The organism is Tomitella gaofuii (assembly GCF_014126825.1).
Taxonomy (GTDB): Bacteria; Actinomycetota; Actinomycetes; order Mycobacteriales; family Mycobacteriaceae; genus Tomitella; species Tomitella gaofuii.
In genome coordinates this window covers 538,564-555,743 of sequence record NZ_CP059900.1, presented here as the reverse complement: position 1 = coordinate 555,743, position 17,180 = coordinate 538,564, and the positions used below count along the sequence as shown (strand labels likewise).

The 17,180-nt window shown below is 70.5% G+C and carries 16 protein-coding genes; 7 read left to right on the top strand and 9 right to left on the bottom strand.

The features are described from left to right. Positions 1-727: 727 nt before the first annotated feature. The 3 genes from H4F70_RS02645 to H4F70_RS02635 form a co-directional block, all read right to left on the bottom strand. Positions 728-1,075 carry an ATP-binding protein gene (locus H4F70_RS02645; RefSeq protein ID WP_182358940.1) on the bottom strand — a complete coding sequence of 116 codons (348 nt, stop codon included), beginning with the start codon at positions 1,073-1,075 and terminating at the stop codon, positions 728-730. Between the two features lie 187 nt (positions 1,076-1,262). Next, positions 1,263-2,081 carry a DUF6551 family protein gene (locus tag H4F70_RS02640; protein ID WP_182358939.1) on the bottom strand — a complete coding sequence of 273 codons (819 nt, stop codon included), beginning with the start codon at positions 2,079-2,081 and terminating at the stop codon, positions 1,263-1,265. Positions 2,082-2,154: 73 nt separating this feature from the next. Beyond that, on the bottom strand, positions 2,155-5,253 hold the full coding sequence (locus H4F70_RS02635; protein WP_182358938.1) for a DEAD/DEAH box helicase: 3,099 nt from the start codon (positions 5,251-5,253) through the stop codon (positions 2,155-2,157). A 167-nt stretch (positions 5,254-5,420) separates the two neighbouring features. Here H4F70_RS02635 and H4F70_RS02630 point away from each other — a divergent pair, with 167 nt between their 5' ends. Then, a complete protein-coding gene (locus H4F70_RS02630) occupies positions 5,421-5,945 on the top strand; it encodes a hypothetical protein (RefSeq protein ID WP_182358937.1) in 525 nt (174 codons plus the stop codon). Positions 5,946-5,980: 35 nt separating this feature from the next. Here the strand turns inward: H4F70_RS02630 and H4F70_RS02625 are convergent, their stop codons facing one another. Further along, positions 5,981-6,658 (bottom strand): histidine phosphatase family protein, encoded by a 678-nt coding sequence (locus H4F70_RS02625; protein WP_182358936.1) that lies wholly within the window; start codon positions 6,656-6,658, stop codon positions 5,981-5,983. After that, entirely contained in the window at positions 6,655-7,632 is a 978-nt protein-coding gene (gene pheA / locus H4F70_RS02620; RefSeq protein WP_235681300.1) for a prephenate dehydratase, read from the bottom strand. The genes H4F70_RS02625 and pheA overlap by 4 nt, the downstream gene beginning before the upstream one ends. Before the next feature lie 117 nt (positions 7,633-7,749). On the opposite strand from pheA, the gene H4F70_RS02615 reads away from it, so the two are divergent. Together H4F70_RS02615 and H4F70_RS02610 are read left to right on the top strand one after the other, a co-directional pair. After that, positions 7,750-8,715: an NADPH:quinone oxidoreductase family protein gene (locus H4F70_RS02615; RefSeq protein WP_182358935.1), complete on the top strand. Its 966-nt coding sequence runs from the start codon at positions 7,750-7,752 to the stop codon at positions 8,713-8,715. A gap of 132 nt (positions 8,716-8,847) precedes the next feature. After that, entirely contained in the window at positions 8,848-9,393 is a 546-nt protein-coding gene (locus H4F70_RS02610; RefSeq protein ID WP_182358934.1) for a nuclear transport factor 2 family protein, read from the top strand. A 22-nt stretch (positions 9,394-9,415) separates the two neighbouring features. On the opposite strand, the gene H4F70_RS02605 is transcribed toward H4F70_RS02610, so the two are convergent. After that, positions 9,416-10,213: a hypothetical protein gene (locus tag H4F70_RS02605; RefSeq protein WP_182358933.1), complete on the bottom strand. Its 798-nt coding sequence runs from the start codon at positions 10,211-10,213 to the stop codon at positions 9,416-9,418. Positions 10,214-10,319: 106 nt separating this feature from the next. Here H4F70_RS02605 and H4F70_RS02600 point away from each other — a divergent pair, with 106 nt between their 5' ends. From H4F70_RS02600 to H4F70_RS02585, 4 genes are all read left to right on the top strand, one after another. After that, complete coding sequence (locus H4F70_RS02600; RefSeq protein WP_182358932.1) at positions 10,320-11,102, top strand: DUF2470 domain-containing protein; 783 nt, start codon at positions 10,320-10,322, stop codon at positions 11,100-11,102. 29 nt (positions 11,103-11,131) lie between these two features. Further along, a complete protein-coding gene (locus H4F70_RS02595; RefSeq protein ID WP_372497604.1) occupies positions 11,132-11,935 on the top strand; it encodes a CPBP family intramembrane glutamic endopeptidase in 804 nt (267 codons plus the stop codon). 31 nt (positions 11,936-11,966) lie between these two features. Beyond that, positions 11,967-12,497: a nitroreductase family protein gene (locus tag H4F70_RS02590; RefSeq protein ID WP_182358931.1), complete on the top strand. Its 531-nt coding sequence runs from the start codon at positions 11,967-11,969 to the stop codon at positions 12,495-12,497. A 164-nt stretch (positions 12,498-12,661) separates the two neighbouring features. Beyond that, positions 12,662-14,017 carry an LCP family protein gene (locus tag H4F70_RS02585; protein WP_182358930.1) on the top strand — a complete coding sequence of 452 codons (1,356 nt, stop codon included), beginning with the start codon at positions 12,662-12,664 and terminating at the stop codon, positions 14,015-14,017. A 70-nt stretch (positions 14,018-14,087) separates the two neighbouring features. Here the strand turns inward: H4F70_RS02585 and H4F70_RS02580 are convergent, their stop codons facing one another. Genes H4F70_RS02580 through H4F70_RS02570 form a run of 3 tightly spaced genes read right to left on the bottom strand, consistent with a single transcriptional unit; the run spans position 14,088 to position 17,180 of the window. After that, positions 14,088-15,032: a DUF5926 family protein gene (locus tag H4F70_RS02580; protein ID WP_182358929.1), complete on the bottom strand. Its 945-nt coding sequence runs from the start codon at positions 15,030-15,032 to the stop codon at positions 14,088-14,090. Between the two features lie 52 nt (positions 15,033-15,084). Continuing rightward, positions 15,085-15,843 (bottom strand): glycerophosphodiester phosphodiesterase, encoded by a 759-nt coding sequence (locus tag H4F70_RS02575; RefSeq protein ID WP_182358928.1) that lies wholly within the window; start codon positions 15,841-15,843, stop codon positions 15,085-15,087. Continuing rightward, entirely contained in the window at positions 15,840-17,180 is a 1,341-nt protein-coding gene (locus H4F70_RS02570; RefSeq protein ID WP_235681463.1) for a DUF4328 domain-containing protein, read from the bottom strand. The genes H4F70_RS02575 and H4F70_RS02570 overlap by 4 nt, the downstream gene beginning before the upstream one ends.

The following is a 17,180-nucleotide window of genomic DNA, read 5'->3' as shown; positions in this document are numbered from 1 at the left end:
TCCCGCACTGACGACTCGTGAGCGCGCTGAGCTGACTATAACTGTGGCGCAGACCACTTGGCAACCGGTGGCCAAACAGAGCATTCTCAAGCACCACACAGTCCATCTGCTATCGCCGGCGCGAGGCCTACGGGAACGCAGCAGTGCCTCGAGCCCGCACCACACTCGCAGTAACCCTTGTCTACCTGCCTCTTTACAGGCCCAGTCGAAACCAGTAAGCGTTCGGGGGTCTCCGCGCGACACCGTCGGCAACCGTCCCACTGAGTTGGGCGAGCGATTGCCACAACCGTTCGCGGCGCACCGTGTGCCCCCGGAGTTGGCCGGGAATGCGCACCCTCGGCACCGAGAGCGGCAACGAAGACGGCCCCGGCCCGCCGCTATAGCGGCGGGCCGGGGCCGGGGCCAAGCTGTGGCCGGGGACTCAGCTGCAGAGCAGCTTCTTCTGCACCTTGCCCATGGCGTTGCGCGGCAGCGCGCCCAGGAAGACGACCTCGCGGGGCCTCTTGCCCGAGTTGCACAGTTCAGACAGGCGACGGGGCGGCAGTCGATATAGGTGGTCGTCACGCTGATCGCGGCATTCGTGATGATCACGCCGAGCTCGACGGTGCGGCAGATGGTGTCGGCGACGGTCCAGGTATGCCGCAAGGTGGGTCTTGCGGCGTAGGTGAAAGCTTCGTAACTCTCATCCTCGCAACGCAGGGCCCGGCCTACATGTTTTGGTCCCACTTCATGCCCTCAGACGCCCGTCCGGGCACTCTGCTTCCTGCAGAGCCGCTTTCATGCCAATGCCAAAGTGACCAAGGTCCCGCGTGGCATATATTCTGCGATAGCCAAGCGTCATCGCACTATCGATCATCGAGTCATTCATCCCGCAGCCGTTGTCTAGAGTCTCAACAGTCACGAGGCGATCATTTTTGGTGAGCAACCGGATCAGCAAACGGTCGGCGCCCGCATCTTTGCCGTTGTCGACCAGGTCCGCAAGCGCTGAGCTAAGCGTGCGGTGGACTCCAACGCTCTCAACAAAACCGGCGTCTGGCTTTAGTTTGATGACGTCGACTACATCTTTGTCTTGCAACGGATATGCCGTCTATTTTATTGCCTAGTAGCTAACAAACTTACGATACTATTAGGCGCCGTCAAAACTGCATTGAATTTGCGAACTGTTTCTAACCAGACGGGCGGCCACCGTCCTCTCCCCGGGGGACGGTGGCCGCTACGTGACGCGACGCCGTCGCGGAAACCGAATGCCCGTCTCGAAGCGGCTATCCACCAACCCTCGTGGCACTACCGACGCGGCGGCCTCTGTTCCAAGTGACAACGACCTGACTGTAGCAGGTCATCACTCGACCTCCGGTGCCCGAGTGCTGCGTGCCGCCGGCAGTGCTCAACGCGTGAATTTCGCCCTTCCACTTCCACGCAGGACCCTTTTTTCCGATCTTCTTAGCCAGCTCTGAATCATCGGTGACTTGGTCTCCGTGGCGTCCGATAAATTCCCCTATGCCACCCAGCAGCATGCCGTCCCACGTCTCGGGCGTGCGTCCCCATGCCTCTTCGGCAACAGATAGCGTGCGGTCGAGCACCCTCGCGGTGTACTTCTCAGTAATCCGGAGAACACCGTTAACCGCACCAACGGAGTTCGTACCCGAGTTGCCCATCGTCAGATCGTGTGCATCGAGAGCTTTTTGCGTGTCGACAAAAACAGGTATCCCACCGGTGAGACCGATGTGGTACTCGTCGAGCGCAGACGGCTTCGAGCTCTCGCGATTCTTAATAAGAAAGAGGATCGCTTCCTCGGTTTGCGATAATCCCTTGTGCACTTCACATACCACTGTCTCGCAATCCAGAATCTGGCTTGCACGCCACCGGTGCTGACCGTCGACGATGTACTTATCTCCGTTCTCGCGCTCAGAGACGATTACGGTACCCACGGCTTCAGGGATGAACTCCTTCGCCAGCTTCTGCGCGCGCCTCTCATTGAGGGTTCGCTGCGCCTCCGGGTCAATTTTCAGTTCGTTGACGGCGATACGTACACCGTAATGAACGTTGTGCTCTGGAAGTACATACTCATACCGCTTCGCCATGTTCTCTCTCCTTATTGTACGTCCGCCAGCTGGATCGACCGACGGTTCTTGAATGTTGAAGAGTCTGACTTCTCTACTCCCCCACCACAGCCCCCGCCTGGTACACCGCCTCCGGCATCGGCCGGCGCAGCTTCCACGTGATCGCGATCGGCCGCTCGCCGCGATGGTCGACGTAGTCGACGTCGCCCAGGAGCATGTAGGGAGCTGACCCCAGTTCGTCGCTGTTGTGATCGCGAGTAAAGAGCAAGACATTGCTGCCCGTCTCGCGCTGGTCTAGGTATCGCCGGCCCGTCTTCGTTGTGGGTGACGCCGAGTTCTGCGATTCCCAGTGGAACAGTTCGCGCGACATTGGGAAGTCCCGGTACATCGTCGTCGGGCTAAACCGCCCCTCGTCCTTGTGGACGGTGACGAACAGAGCGTCGATCGCACTCTCGGGCGCCCAGACCACCCCGGCGGCGTGCCCATACGCCTTGCGCTCGAGCGACGCCCAGCCGATCGCGGCAAGGATCTCCTCGCGTCGATAGCTCGCGTGGCTGTACAGCGGCACACTGCGCAGCTCCATCGCCCGCAACGGTTCCGGAACATGGTTGGCTAGATCGAAGCTCACCGCGATGATCTGGTCGATCTCGGCACAGACGGCCGGGCACGCCCGCAGCTTGCTCACCGCGGCGTCGTAGGTGGTGATCCCGTCAAGACGTGGGAACAGCGTGAAGATCAGCATCCGCGCGTATGCCTGCTCGCGAGGCGTGAGCTCGTTATACCGCGGCCCAGACACGGATGCGATCGCGCGGTAGGCGTCGGCGCGCTCGCGATCATCTACGTGCGTGAACGCCTTGATCCGCGCGAGCAGCGCCTTCTCGCCCGGGCCTGTCGGAATCTCATTGAGGTTCGCGCCGCGCGTCAGATCGGTCCACGTGTACTTGGGATACACCGCGGGAAGCTCATGCCCCGATTCCGCGAGGAACTCCCCCAGCTGGGCCGTGCCGTGCGATCGCACATCCGCGATGAGCTGCTTACTGGTCAGCCGCAGCGACTGCTTGAGATTCGTCAGTACCGTTTCCTGCGCGACTCTGTCGAGCACGATGCTGCACCCGCTGGGGAGGAACGGGAAGCCCTCCTCGGCCTGCTTGACCAGCGCGGTGCGTCCGCTCCCGGTAAGCGCCCGGAACTTGCCATCGAACCGGAAGCCGTCGTGCGGCTGCCCGATGAAGTCAAGAACGGTGAGCACGGGCTTGCGCGGCGTCAGCCGCAGACCGCGGCCGAGCTGCTGAAGGAACACCGTCGCCGACTCGGTAGGCCGCAGCATGAGCAGCGTGTCGACGTCGGGAAGGTCTAGCCCTTCGTTGAACAGATCCACCGCGAACAGGCATTGCACCCTCCCATCGCGCAGGTCGGCCAACGCCTCCGCGCGTGCAGCGCGCGGTGTCGATCCCGACAGCGCCTGCGCAGCGATCCCGCGCGAGGTAAAGGCCTTGGCCATGAACTCCGCGTGCTCCACAGAGACACAAAAACCGAGAGCACTCATGCGCTGAGGATCGGTCACTCGCTTCTGCAACGCCGCGATGACCAGACGTACGCGGGCATCGTCACCCGTGTACAGGTCGCCGAGTTCGGACAGGTCGTACCCACCGCGACGCCACCGCACGTGCCGCAGGTCGGTGTTGTCAGCGACGCCGAAGTAGTGGAACGGACAAAGCAAGCCCTCGCGCAGCGCATCCCACAAGCGGAGCTCAAACGCGGCCCTGCCCCCGAACCGATCCATCACGTTGACGCCGTCGGCTCGCTCGGGCGTGGCGGTAAGGCCAAGAAGCTCCACGGGCTGCAGATGATCGAGCAGCGCCCGATAGGTCGCTGCCTCGGCATGGTGAAACTCGTCTACCACCACGACGTCGAACTTCTCGACCGGCCAACCGGGCAACACCGCGCGAAGCGACTGAATGCTCGCGAACACGTGCCGCCACCGAGTGGGCTGCAGCCCATCCACAAGTAGCTCCCCGAAGCTCCCGTCGTTCAGGGCCTCTCGGTACACCCGGAGCGCTTGCTCGAGGATCTCCTTGCGGTGCGCGACAAACAGCAGCGAAGGACGCTTCGCCTGCGCGCCGCACATGTCGCGATAGTCGATGGCGGCGACAACCGTCTTGCCCGTGCCGGTGGCAGCGACGATGAGGTTGCGATGCCGATCGTGCACCTCTCGCTCGGCGCGCAGCGCCTCGAGAATGCGAAGCTGGAATGGACGCGGCCGCAGCTCCAGCCCAGAGAGAACTACCGACCGCGGACCGCCGCTCTCCCCGCGCCCACGGGCAAGGGCCTCATCGAGTCGTTCGGCGTCGGTGTCAGGGTCGTAGGTGATGAAGGCAGGGTCGTTCCAGTAGGTATCGAATGTCGCCTCGAACTTGCGCACCAGGTTGGGTGTGCTGACGCCGGAGATGCGGACGTTCCACTCCAGCCCGTCGAGCATGGCCGACCGCGAGAGATTGGAGCTGCCCACGTAGCCGGTATCGAATCCGCTGTCACGGCGGAAGAGCCACGCCTTGGCGTGCAACCGGGTGCGCGCATCCTCGTACCGGACTTTTACCTGCGCTCCATACTCGCGGACGAGGACGTCCAGCGCTCTTCGCTCAGTGGCACCGACGTAGGTGGTGGTGATGACGCGCAGCGGCACGCCACGCTCCTGGCGCGCACGCAGCCCTGGATCGAGCACGCGGATGCCAGTGAACCGGACGAATGCGCAAAGCAGGTCGACCCGATCGGCACTCGCAAGCTCGCTGGAGATCTCGTTGGCCAGCGCCGGCTCGCCTTCGGCATTTGTCAGCAGTGCGACGTCCGAGAGCGGCGTCTGCGGATGTGGATGAGCGTCCATGCCCTGCGGCGCCAGCGACACTAGCTGCGCAAGCTCGCTAATTTGAGCAGTCTCCGCTTCGGCTCCCTCGCTGAGCGAGAGCGTCGAAACGACGAGGTTGGCGAAGGCCTTCCGGTCGGCCGGTTTGGTATTCGCCAGTGCCCGCGTGACGGCACGTCCGATGTACTCCCCCACCACATGCGGAACTTCTGCAGCGCCAACGTCGCGAAACTCCGCCCGCAGCGGAATGGAAGCCAGGCGCTCATCGAGCCCGCGGGTACGAATCGTCTCATACACACCCGCTGCAAGTTCAGCGTCAAGGTCGCCAGTCATGGAGACATCTCAGCACATGGCGCCGACAACAATGTTGCCGCGACGCATTCCGCGCCACATTCACATCCCATTACGTACAGATGTTCGACCGCCGCCTTATGCCGTACCTCAATACATTAGGCAATCTGCTCCCTGCCACTTCGCACGTCACCAGCTACCGTGACCCCATGCTGGTGACGACGCAGACCGATTCCTGGGGCATGCGCCACGAGATCGACTACGGCGCGCCCGGGCCCGCCTACTACCGCGCGAGCGCCTGGGGCAACGCCGGCGCGGTGACGGTCGCCGGCCGTGAGCTACACCTGCGCTCGTCTATCACCGGTTCGCGGCAGACTCTCCTCGACGGCGATCGCGAACTGGCCACGGCGGAGCACGTCGGCCGCAAGAACTGGACCGTCACCAGCGCGGATGGGCGGGTCTTCCGCTTCCGGCGCACCGGATTCTGGCAGCAGAGCCACACACGCGTCGACGATCAGACCCTGGTGGGCCATCCCACTGCGACGCGCGGCTCCACGAGCACGATCCGGGTCACCGGCGTCGGTCGTTCAACGCTCACGGCCGACCTGCCCGGGCTCCCGCCGGAGGCGCAAGTATGTGTCGCCGTCGTGCTGCTGAATACGTGGCTGAATCACGCGGTGCTCATCCCCATCGCGGTAGCGGTCGCGATACCGCTGTTCAACCTCGCCACCTGAGCGACGCCCGATGTCGACGCCGTCCTGACCGCCCCTCACCCCATCGGGTCGTCGGCCCCGCCCCGCGACGGCCCTTCGAACGGCGGCAGCTTGTCGCCCCACTGTTCGAGCCGCCAGCCGCCGTCGGGCGTGGGCGCCAGCACCACGGCGTCGGTGTTGTCCAGGTGGTTGGTGACGGCGAAGGCCGGATCCACGTCGCTCATCGCCGTCACGGCCAGGCGGATGATCGCGCCGTGGCTCACCACCACGATGTCCCCAGAGGCGCCGGCGTCCGTCCTGCCCAGGTGCGCGGCCCGCAGCTCGTCCAGCTGCGGCAGGTACCGTCCCAGCGCGTCGTGCCCGCTCTCCCCGCCGGGGATGCGCTCGTCCAGGTCGCCCTTGTACCAGCTGCGGAACACGCCCATGAACACCTTGTGCGCGTCCTCGTCGGAGCGGCCCTCGAGGTCGCCGGCCTGCACCTCGTGCAGCCCCTCGACCACCTCCAGCCCGCGGTCGACGGTCTCGGACACGGGCGTCGCCGTCTGCCGTGCCCGCAACGCCACCGACGACACGAGCACCGCAGGCCGCCCGCCGCTGCCGAACCGCTCGGCCAGCGCCAGCGCCTGCTGCTCGCCGGCCGCGGTCAGCGGCGCCCCTGGCGGCAGCGTGTCGAGCTTCTTCGCGACATTGGCCACCGTCTGCCCGTGGCGCACCAGGATGAGCCGCCCGCTCATGTCGCCTCCCGTCCCTGCCGCATCCGCTCCAACCAGTCCACCGTCTCACGATCGGCCGGCGGCGGCGTGCCCTCGGTGTGCGATGCCGGCCACGATCCCAGATACCGCACCTCGGCGGTGGTGCGGTGCAGCGCCTTGAGCACCTCGGCCACGGGGGTGTCGTCGATGTGTCCGGTGCAGTCCAGCTGGAAGTAGTAGTTGCCCAGCCCCGAGCGCGTCGGCCGCGAGGCGATGCGCGTGAGGTCCACCCCGCGGATGGAGAACTGCATGAGCGCCTGCGCCAGCGACCCCGGCTCGTTGGGCAGATAGAGGAACACGCCGGTCCGGTCGGCGCCGGTGCGCGGCGGCGTCGGCCCCGGCCGGCCCACCAGTACGAACCGCGTGCGCGCTCCCTCCACGTCCACGACGCCGTCGGCCAACGTCTGTAGCCCCAGTCGCGCGCCGGCCAGCGCCGTCGACACGCCCGCGTCCACCGTCCCGGCGGCGACGTCCTCAGCGGCGCCCGCATTGGAGGACGCGGGGACGACGCGCGCGTGCGGCATCCGTGCCGCCAGCCACTGCCGCACCTGCGCCGCCGCCACCGGATACGCGCCGACGGTCTGCACGGCCTCCACCGTCATGCCCGGGGACGCGACGATGGTGAAGGCGATGTCCAGCTCAGTCTCCGCGAAGATCTGCAGCCGTGTGCCCTCGGCGAGCGGGTCCAGGGTGGGCAGCACCGGTCCGTCGATGGAGCTCTCGATGGGCACGCACGCCAGGTCGGCCGCACCCGAGCGCACCATGTCCAGCGCCGCGCGCTGGCTGTCCGCCGCCAGGCGTTCCACCGGCCCCGGCGCGCCCAGCTCGGTCAGCCGGCCCTCGTCCTCGAACCGGCTCAGTGCCGCCTCGGTGAACGTGCCCGACGGCCCGAAGTAGGCGACCCGCTCCGGCCGCGATCCGCCGATTCCACCGGGGTCAAGTCCACTGCGCTCCACGTACAGCACACTAACGAAATCCGCGCCGCCGGGCCGCCCGCGGGCATAGGGTTGAGCCGCAGAGGAACCCCCGGTGCATCCGCACCATTGCACGCCCCACTCGTGAGAGGAGCGCCAATGCGCGCGGTACAGGTCACCCGGCTCGACGGTCCGTCGGCGGTCGAGGTGCACGACGTCCCCGAACCGGCCGCCGGCACCCACGTGCTCATCGACGTGCACGCCGCCGGGGTGACGTTCCCGGACGTGCTGCAGACCCGCGGCCAGTACCAGATCAAGATGCCCACGCCGTTCATCCCCGGCGCGGAGGTGGCGGGCGTGGTGCGCTCGGCCCCGGAGGGCAGCGGCTTCGCCGAGGGCGACAGGGTGGCCGCGTTTCCCGGCTTCGGAGGGTTCGCCGAGTCGGTGGCGGCGGACCCCGCGCAGGTGTTCCCGCTGCCGGAGCACTACTCGTTCGAGCAGGGCGCGGCGGTGCCGATGAACCTGCTCACCGTGCACTTCGCCCTCACCCGGCGTGGCCGCCTGCAGTCCGGCGAGATCGTCCTGGTGCACGGCGCCGGCGGCGGCGTCGGCACCGCGGCCACCCAGCTGGCCAAGGCGCTGGGCGCGGAGGTCATCGGCGTCACCTCCGACGGTGCCAAGGCGGACCTGGCCCGCCGGGCCGGGGCGGATGAGATCGTGCCCGCCGACGGGTTCCTGGTGGCCGCCAACAAGATCACCGACCACCGCGGCGTGGATGTGGTGGTGGACCCGGTGGGCGGCAGCCGGTTCACCGACTCGCTGCGCAGCCTGTCCCGCGAGGGCCGGCTGCTGGTCATCGGCTTCACCGGCGGCGAGATCCCCACCGTCAAGGTCAACCGGCTGCTGCTGCACAACACCTCGGTGGTGGGCGTCGGCTGGGGCGAGTTCTGGCTGGCCAACCGCGGCTACCTGCAGGAGCAGTGGCGTGACCTGCTGCCGCTCATGGAGGCCGGCACCTTGGACCCCATCATCGGCGCCACCTACCCGCTCGACGACGCCGGGCAGGCCTTGGCCGCGATGGAGAACCGGACGGCGGTGGGCAAGCAGGTGCTCACGGTGCGGTAGCGGCGTCCCGGCTGGCGGCACCGGCCGTTGTGGCGGCGGGCCCGGGGTGTGAGCGTCGGCGGTGACCAGGATGGACGGCCCAGTGCCCCCGTATGACCTCTAAGGACACTGCATGACTCGTAAGGACGCCGCATGACCACAGCCAGTCTCACGCTCTCCCCCGCAGAACAGCTCCTCGCCGTCGAGGAGATCAAGCGCACCTTCGCCGGACGCCTGCGCTGCATGGACACCAAGAACTGGGACGGCTACGCCTCATTCCACACCGACGACGTGGTGAGCGACTCGTGGCGCAGCCAGGGCGCCGCCCAGCCGTCGTCCGGCTCCGATGCCGCGGCCGACGGGAACGGCGCCGCCCCCGTCACCGGCGGGGCGGCGTTGACGGAGGCGATCCGGGCGACGCTCGACGGCGAGCGCCCCGTCACCAGCGTCCACCACGCGCACACCCCGGAGATCGAGCTGACCTCCGACACCACCGCCCGCGGCGTGTGGGCCATGGAGGACCGGCTGTGGTGGACGCGCCCGGGGTCCGGCTCCGCGGACGAGGACACCGAAGAGTGGCTGCACGGCTACGGCCACTACCACGAGGAGTACCGGAAGGTGGGCGGCCGCTGGCTGATCAGCTACCGCGCGCTCACCCGGCTGCGCGTCGACGCCTCGCCCGGGTTCTACGACCGCTGACGCGCGCTGCCGTGCGCGCGGATCACGAGTACCAGTCCGGCACCTCCTCCGCGGCCCCCTGCGCGCCGAAGCCCAGGGCGGCCAGCTCCTCCGCCACGGTGCGGGGGTCGGGCACCAGCACGCCCAGCAGCAGCCCACGCACGGCGTCGGCTGCCATGTCGCTCAGCGACAACAGGTAGTCGACGTCGGGCCGATCGAACGCCGCGCGCACGTCGCCGCCGCTGATCCCGGCCACCGCGCACGCGAGCACCCGCACCACGCCCGCCGCGTCATCGACCTCCGCGAGGTATCCGGCGTCCGAGTGCACGAAGCTCGACTGGAAGTCGGCGACGTCCCCCGCCCCCGCGTCCACGGGCAGCACCAGCGACCGGCCCGCCGCCACCGCCCGTTCCGCGCACTCGCGCACGGTGATCCCCCCGTCGCCACCGCCGCCGCGCACGCGCATCGCGACGGGGCCGGGCGCGTCGAGCTCCAGCGCCTCATCGAGCTCGTCCGCCGAGACGTCCAGCAGGTACCGCACCACCGGGACCGGCGGCTCCGCGGACAGCCGCTCCGGCGGCACGTCGAGTGCCGCGAACACCGGGGCGCCCGTCTCCCCGGCAACGACCCGCTCGAGGTCCGACGCGCGGACGTGCGCCGGACCGACAAGGCCGGCTGCCTCATCGCGGCCGTCGTGCGGTTCCGCGGAACCGCCCGGTGTGCGCCCGACGAGGAGCCGGGCGGCCAGCGGCCTGCGGGCGTGCTCGCGCGGCGGCCGCAAGGGCGGGGGCATCCTGGGTTTGCGCTGTGCGCCGTCCGACGGGGTGAGCGGGAGTTCCACGGCTCCACCGTAGGCCCGCGCGGCGCATCCGGGATTCAAGGGTGACGCAGGCCGCACTCTTAGGTTAGGGTTACCTATCCTCATTGGTGATGGCGAAGGAGACCTCATGCAGGCAGCACCCACGGCGGCCGAGACCATCTGCAGCGCGCTCGTCCGCCCCGGCCTGACCACCCTGGCCCTCGACGGCGAGGGCGGCGAATGCGGCAACGACACCGAGTCGCTCACCCAGCCCACGCTGCAGCACCCGCTGGACACCGGCGCCCTGGCCCTCCTGCTGCCCGGCACGGCCGCCGAGCACAGCGGCGGCGACTCCATGCCCACCGGGGTCCTCGAGATCACCGACCACCTGGTGCTCGGCGCCGACAGGCCCGTCCGCTCGGTCACCTGGCTGGCCGGCTACCTCGAGCGGCTCTCCCCGTCCGCGCAACGCAGGCTCGCCGTGGAGATCGCCGAATCCCGCCCCCACGAGGGCCTGCTGGACCTGGGCCACAGCGCCGTCCTGTCCGTCCTGTGGCCCACGAGCGCCGTCCTCGCGGACACCCACGGCATCGAGGTGGTCGACCCGGTGGAGCTGTGCACCGCGCGCGCCGACCCGTTCTGCCTCATGGAGGACGCCTGGCTCACTCACATGGAGCTCGCGCACGGCGACATCCTCGCCGGGCTCGCCCGGCGCCTCCCGCCGGAGCTGCGCGGCAACCGCGTGCGCCCGCTGGCCATCGACAGCCACGGCATCACCCTGCGCGTCGCCGAGGTGCTGGCCGACGACTCCGGCACCACCGACGTGCGCATGCCCTTCAACCGCACCGTGCACGACCCGATGGAACTCGGCCGCGCCGTCCGCGCCCTCGCCCGCTGTCCGCACCCGGTGGAGATCACCGCCGTGCGCTGAACCGCCCGCGGGCCGCTAGCGTGGCAGGCGTGATCCGCGACTGGCTGCGCCCCTCCGCCCCGGCGGTCGACGTGCCCGCGCAGACCGACCGGCGCGCCCGCCGCATCATCTGGCTCGAAATCGCCTTCCTGCTGCTCATCACCTTCGGCTACAGCGGCATCTCCGCGATCCTCTCGCTGGCGCAGAGCGCGCTGTCGCCCGGCGGGATCGGCGGCCAGGCGGTGGCGCTCAACACCTCGCGGGCGCAGAACGGGCTCATCGACCTGGGCTACCAGCTGCTCGGCATCGCCCGGCTCGTCGCCACCGCCGGTCTGGCGATGTACCTGCTGTGGCGCAGCGGCGTCGGCCCCCGCCTGGCCGGCCTCGTGCCCCCGCGGGTACGCGAGTGCGCGCACGGCATCGGGCTGGCCGCGCTGATCGGACTGCCCGGGCTGGGCCTGTACCTGGCGGCCCGGGCGCTGGGGCTCAATGTCGAGGTGGTCCCCACCACCCTGGACGACCACTGGTGGCGCATCCCCGTGCTCGTGCTGTGGGCCGTGGCCAACGCCGTCGCCGAGGAGACCCTGGTGGTGGGCTACCTGCTCACCCGGCTGCGGCGCCTGGGCTGGTCGCCCAACGCGGCGCTCGCGGCGTCGGCCCTGCTGCGCGGCAGCTACCACCTCTACCAGGGCATCGGCGGCGGGCTGGGCAATGTCGCGATGGGGCTCGTCTTCGGCCGGTACTGGCAACGCACGGGCCGGCTGGTGCCGCTCATCATCGCGCACGCGCTCATCGACATCGTCGCCTTCGTCGGCTACGCGCTGCTGGCCCCGCACCTGGGCTGGCTGCACTGACCGCGCGGACGCCTCCTGCGAGACTGGCCCCGTGGACCTCCTCGACGCCGTCTCCGGCCAGCGCGCCACCCGGCATTTCCGCGACGCCCCCGTGCCGCGGGCGACGATCGTGCGCATCCTCGACGCCGCCCGCTGGACCGGGTCGGCGCGCAACAGGCAACCCTGGCGGTTCGTCGCAGTGGCGGACGGGGAGGTGCAGCGCCGGCTCGCGCGATGCGGCCGATACGCGGGCCACCTGGGCACCGCACCGGCGGTGATCGTGCTCCTCTCCGATCCCGAGGCGGGAAGCGACACGGACTTCGACATGGGCCGCCTCTGCCAATCCGTCGTGCTGGCGGCGGACGCGATGGGCATCGGGTCCTGCCCGGCCACGTTCTTCCCCGACGACAACACCGTCCGCGCCGCCCGCATCTGCGGAGCCCCGACGCCGTGGCAGGCCGTGCACGCGCTCGCGGTGGGGTTCCCCGCCGCCGCCCCGCACGGTCGATCCGCCGTCCCCACCGGCCGCACGCCGCTGGACCGTATCCTCACCTGCATCGGTTGGGAGGACGACGGCGCGTAGCCACGCTGTCTCCGCTCCCGCCGGCTCGGCGGTTCTCCGCTGCCCGAACGACGTGACTCCACCGCCGACCGAGTACCGGGAAACCACCAGCTCGGCGGCGGGAGCGGGCCCGGGCGCCCGCCGCGACCGCGGCGCCGGCGGAACTTTGCGTAAAGTCGACGGTCGTGAATGCCGATCCCCCTCCGCCGCCGCGGGGCCGCCGACCCGGCCCCCCGCAGGGCCGCGACGCCGACCGGACCCGCCATTACGGGGCGCCCGGCCCGCAGCCCGGCCCCCCGCAGGCGTGGTCGCAGGATCCTCGGCAGCGTCCGCAGGCGCCGCAGCAGCGGCCCCCGCAGCCCCGGCAACCACGGCAGAACCGGCAGGGCGCCCGTCACGACGGCATCCAGTACGCGCCCACCCAGACCCCCGAGCCCTTCGTCGACGACGATCCCCGCTACCGTCGCCGCGGAAGTCGGCAGCAGGGCCCGCCGCCGCAGGGTCCTCCCCCGCGCAGGCCCGGCGGCCCCGACCGCTACGGGCAGCCTGACCCGCGCCGTCGGCCGCCCAAGCCGCGCCGCAAGCGCCGGTTCCGCTGGGGTCGCGGCATCCTCATCGCGCTGCTCCTCCTCATCCTGGCGTTCGGCGGGCTGGTGATCTACCTGGACCGCTCGCTGCACCGCGTCGACGCGCTGCCCGGCTACCCGGGACGCGTGGCCCAGACGGCGGGCACCAACTGGCTCATCGCCGGCTCCGACAGCCGCTACGGGCTCACCGAGGACCAGCAGGCCACCCTCAACACCGGCGGCGACGTGGGCGACGGCCGCACCGACACGATCGTGCTCATGCACGTGGCCGACTCCGGCAAACCCACCATGGTGTCGATCCCCCGCGACTCCTACGTGCCCATCCCCGGCCACGGCAGGGACAAGATCAACGCCGCCTTCGCGATCGGCGGGCCGCAGCTGCTGGTGCAGACGGTGGAGGGCGCCACGGGGCTGCGCATCGACCACTACGCGGAGATCGGCTTCGGCGGGTTCGCCGGGGTGGTCGACGCCGTCGGCGGGGTGAAGCTGTGCCTGGACCAGGCGGTGGAGGATCCGGCCCACAACATCTCGCTGCCCGCCGGCTGCCAGAAGTACGACGGGGCCATGGCGCTGGACTTCGTGCGCGAACGCTACGCACTGCCCGGCTCCGACCTGGACCGCATGGCCAACCAGCGCCAGTTCGTCGACACGCTCGCCTCCACCGTGGCCAAGCCGACGACGTGGCTCAACCCGGTGCGCCTGTGGAACACGGTGGACCGCGGCGTCTCGTCGCTCACCGTCGACGAGGGCACCCACATCTGGGACCTGGCGCGACTGGCGTGGGCGCTCAAATCCGGGCCCGTCACCACCACGGTGCCCATCGGCGGGTTCGAGGACACCTCGTCCGGCAACGCGCTGTTCTGGGATCGCGACCGGGCACAGCGGTTCTTCCAGCTGCTCGCCGAGGACAAGCAGCTGCCCGCCGACCTCGTCACCGCGAACGGGTTCGGGTAGGAGCGCGGGCCGACGAAAAGGCGGGGCCGCAAGGGTCATCTCCCCCGCAGCCCCGCCCCCGGTCGGCTTCCTACCGGATCGTCACCTGACGGCCGCGCAGCCCGTCGCGTGAACGGCGCTGCTCGCTGGAAAGCGGGCCGTCGTCGGCCAGGGCCTCGTCCAGGCGCGCGCCCAGCTCCAGGGTGGCGTCGCGCCACTCCAGCGGGTGCTTCTCCAGGTCCAGGTCGAACACCGGCACCAGCAGCCCGTGCGCGCGGAACGTCCCCGCAAATCGAGACCCCTCGCCCAGGGTGAGCCCGCCCGCGGCGTGCACCCGGGCCAGCGCGGCCATCAGCGCGTCTTCGTCTTCGGGGCGCACCCAGCGCAGGTGGGCCCGCTCGCCGGCGTCCACCCACCAGGCGGCGTCGACGCCGTCGATACGCTCACTCGGCATCATCAGCTGATTGGCCTGCTCCACGGCGGCCTTGACCTGCGCGTTGGTCTCCGCCCCGCCTGCCAGCCACCACTCGAAATCCTTGTGCACCGTGATCTCCAGCGGCGCGTCGGGTTGCAGCACCTCGGTGACGGGCGGGGTGGTGTCGGTCGGGTTCGCCACCTGCAGCGTCTCGCCCGCCTCGGCGCCCGCCGCCCACAGCACCGCCGCGGCCAGGTCGGCGCCCAGGTCGTAGGAGGACGACTGCACCTGCATGCCGACGAGGGCGTTCACGGCCGTCCCCGCGCCCTCTGCGCCGGACGCGGCGGCCTCCTCGCGCACCACCGCCGCGGCCGCGCCCGGCACCACCGTGGCGAGGGTGATCGGATGCTCGGCCGCCACCTCGGGGCGCACGGGCAGCGCCGCGGTGGCCGACGGCACGAACTCGCGCAGCGCCACCAGGTCGCACTCGTAGGCCAGCCCGGCGAACGGGCGCACCGGCTCCTGCTGCGCCTGCTCGCGTTCCAGGCGGCGCTTCTCCATCAGCTCGGCGCGGCGGCTTCCCGTCCGCGGACCGCTGTTCCTCTTGCTCTTCTTACCCACGGGGCCCGACACTACGCGACCGGCGATGCCGGGACGGGACTGCCGCGCGGGCTCAGGACTCCAGCAGGCGACGGGCGCGGCCGGGCGTGTTGGTGGCGATCCAGTCGACGCCCAGTTCGCGGCACAGCGCCACGTCGTCGGGCTCGTCGACGGTCCAACAGTAGGTGGCCCGGCCCGCCGCCGCGGCGCGGTCGACGATCTCGGGGTCGGCGCGCAGCCTCTTGATCGACGGCCCGACGGCGGTCGCGCCCACCGTCGTGGACGCCGACCCGCCCAGGTAACCGGAAGCGTCGCCCAGCAGCACCGTCGGCAGCAGCGGCGCGGCCCGGCGCACCCGCCACACCGCGGCCGGCGAGAACGACATGACCACGGCGCGCGCGTGCGTGGCCGACGGGGGCGACGCCAGCCCGTAGCGGCCCAGCATCTGCAGCACCCGCTCCTCGACGAGCCCGCCGAAGCGCACGGGATGCTTGGTCTCGATGAACAGCTTCACCGGCCGCTCATGGTCCAGCGCCAGCGCGATGAGCGTGGACAGCTCCAGCACCCGTTCCGGGTCGCCGATCCCCTGCGCGAAATCCAGCGCGTCGAACTCGCGCATCGTCATCTCGCTGACCACGCCGGTACCGTCCGAGGTGCGGTCCACCGTGCGGTCGTGGATGCACACCAGGTGGCCGTCGACGGTCAGGCGCACGTCGCATTCGAGCCCGTCCGCGCCCTGCTCCAGCGCCAGCTCGTAGGCGGCCAACGTGTGCTCGGCCCGCAGCGCCGACGAGCCGCGGTGGGCCACGATGCGGGGCAACCCGCCGGTCATCGCGGCGCCCCCGCCCCGGCAGGTTCGGCGGGCGCAGCGTCGACAGCCTCAGCGGGCGCAGCCTCGGCTTGTTCGGCGGGCTCCCCTCGGAAGGCCGCCGTGTCCATCACCCACCGCGCCGGCGTCTTCGTGCGCGCGCGCTCGCGGCCCTCGACCCGGTCGAGGACGATCCGAGTGACGACGACGGCGGCGATCGCGAGCAGGTCGGCGTAGAGGGTGTAGACCACGTTGTCGGCGCGCGCCTGCACCGACGGGTCCCACCGCTGCACGGCCACGGCGGCCGCCGTGACATTGCACAGCACCCACAGCGCCCACCAGAAGCGCACCAGCGTCCGCAGCGACGCCCCGTCGCGCAGGCCCCGGTAGTGCGCGCGCACCGTCGCCCAGGCGCCGCGCACCGCCCGCACCGGAGCGGGCCCGCCTCCCCGGAGCGCGTCGAGCCCCGGCCCGCGGTCCGCCCGGGCACTGTCGTCGTCAGTCCCCGCCCGCCGGCGCGCCGCCGCCAGCTCGGTGAGGAACACCCCCGGGTACACCAGGTTGACGACGGGGACGAGCATCCCCGCCGCCATCCACCGGGTGCGCCGCGGCTCGGCTTCCCCGGCCGCCTCGAACGTCCGCGCACGCGCGCGGATCAGCCACCGGGTGCACGTGACGGCCGATGCGACGACGAACACCATCGCCGCGTAGCCGAGCACCAGGGCCGTCGCATCCGAGATCGCGACCGTCGTCTGGTGCACGAGATGGCTGCGGTTGCGCAGCATGAGCCCGTAGCGGAACGCCTCCGCCGCCGCTGCCAGCACGAACAGCACCAGGGTGACGGTGAGCGTCGACCGGGCGCTCGCGGCGGCCGAGCGCCGCTTCAGGTCCGGGTCCGGTTCCGGTGCGGGCGGCGCCGGATGCAGCCCCCACCGCGGGATTTCACGGTAGAACGGCGTGGGCCCCGGCCGGGCGGCGTCCGGCCGCTGCGGACGCCGCCCGGCCCCGGGCCTTGCCGGCGGCCGCGCCACCCAGCGGTATCCGCGCGGCAGCGCGGCCCGCGCCTGCCGCTGCGGCGGCCCGGCCGGCGACGGCGCGTCCGCGCCCCGCAGGCGCGGCGCGGCGGTGCCGGAGACGACCGGACGCGGCCGGGGCTGCGGCGACTGCTGCCGTGGTTGCTGCGACCGCTGCGGTGATGGCGCATGCCGCTGCGGGTGCGGCTGCTGCGGCGCGGGCGTGAACGGCCGCGACAGGTCGCCCTGGCAGTGCGGGCACCAGCGCGCGGGCACCGGCCCGGCATCGCCCACCGCGACGGGCCACAACGTCCCGCACCGCGTGCACTGCTGACACAACACCGGCAT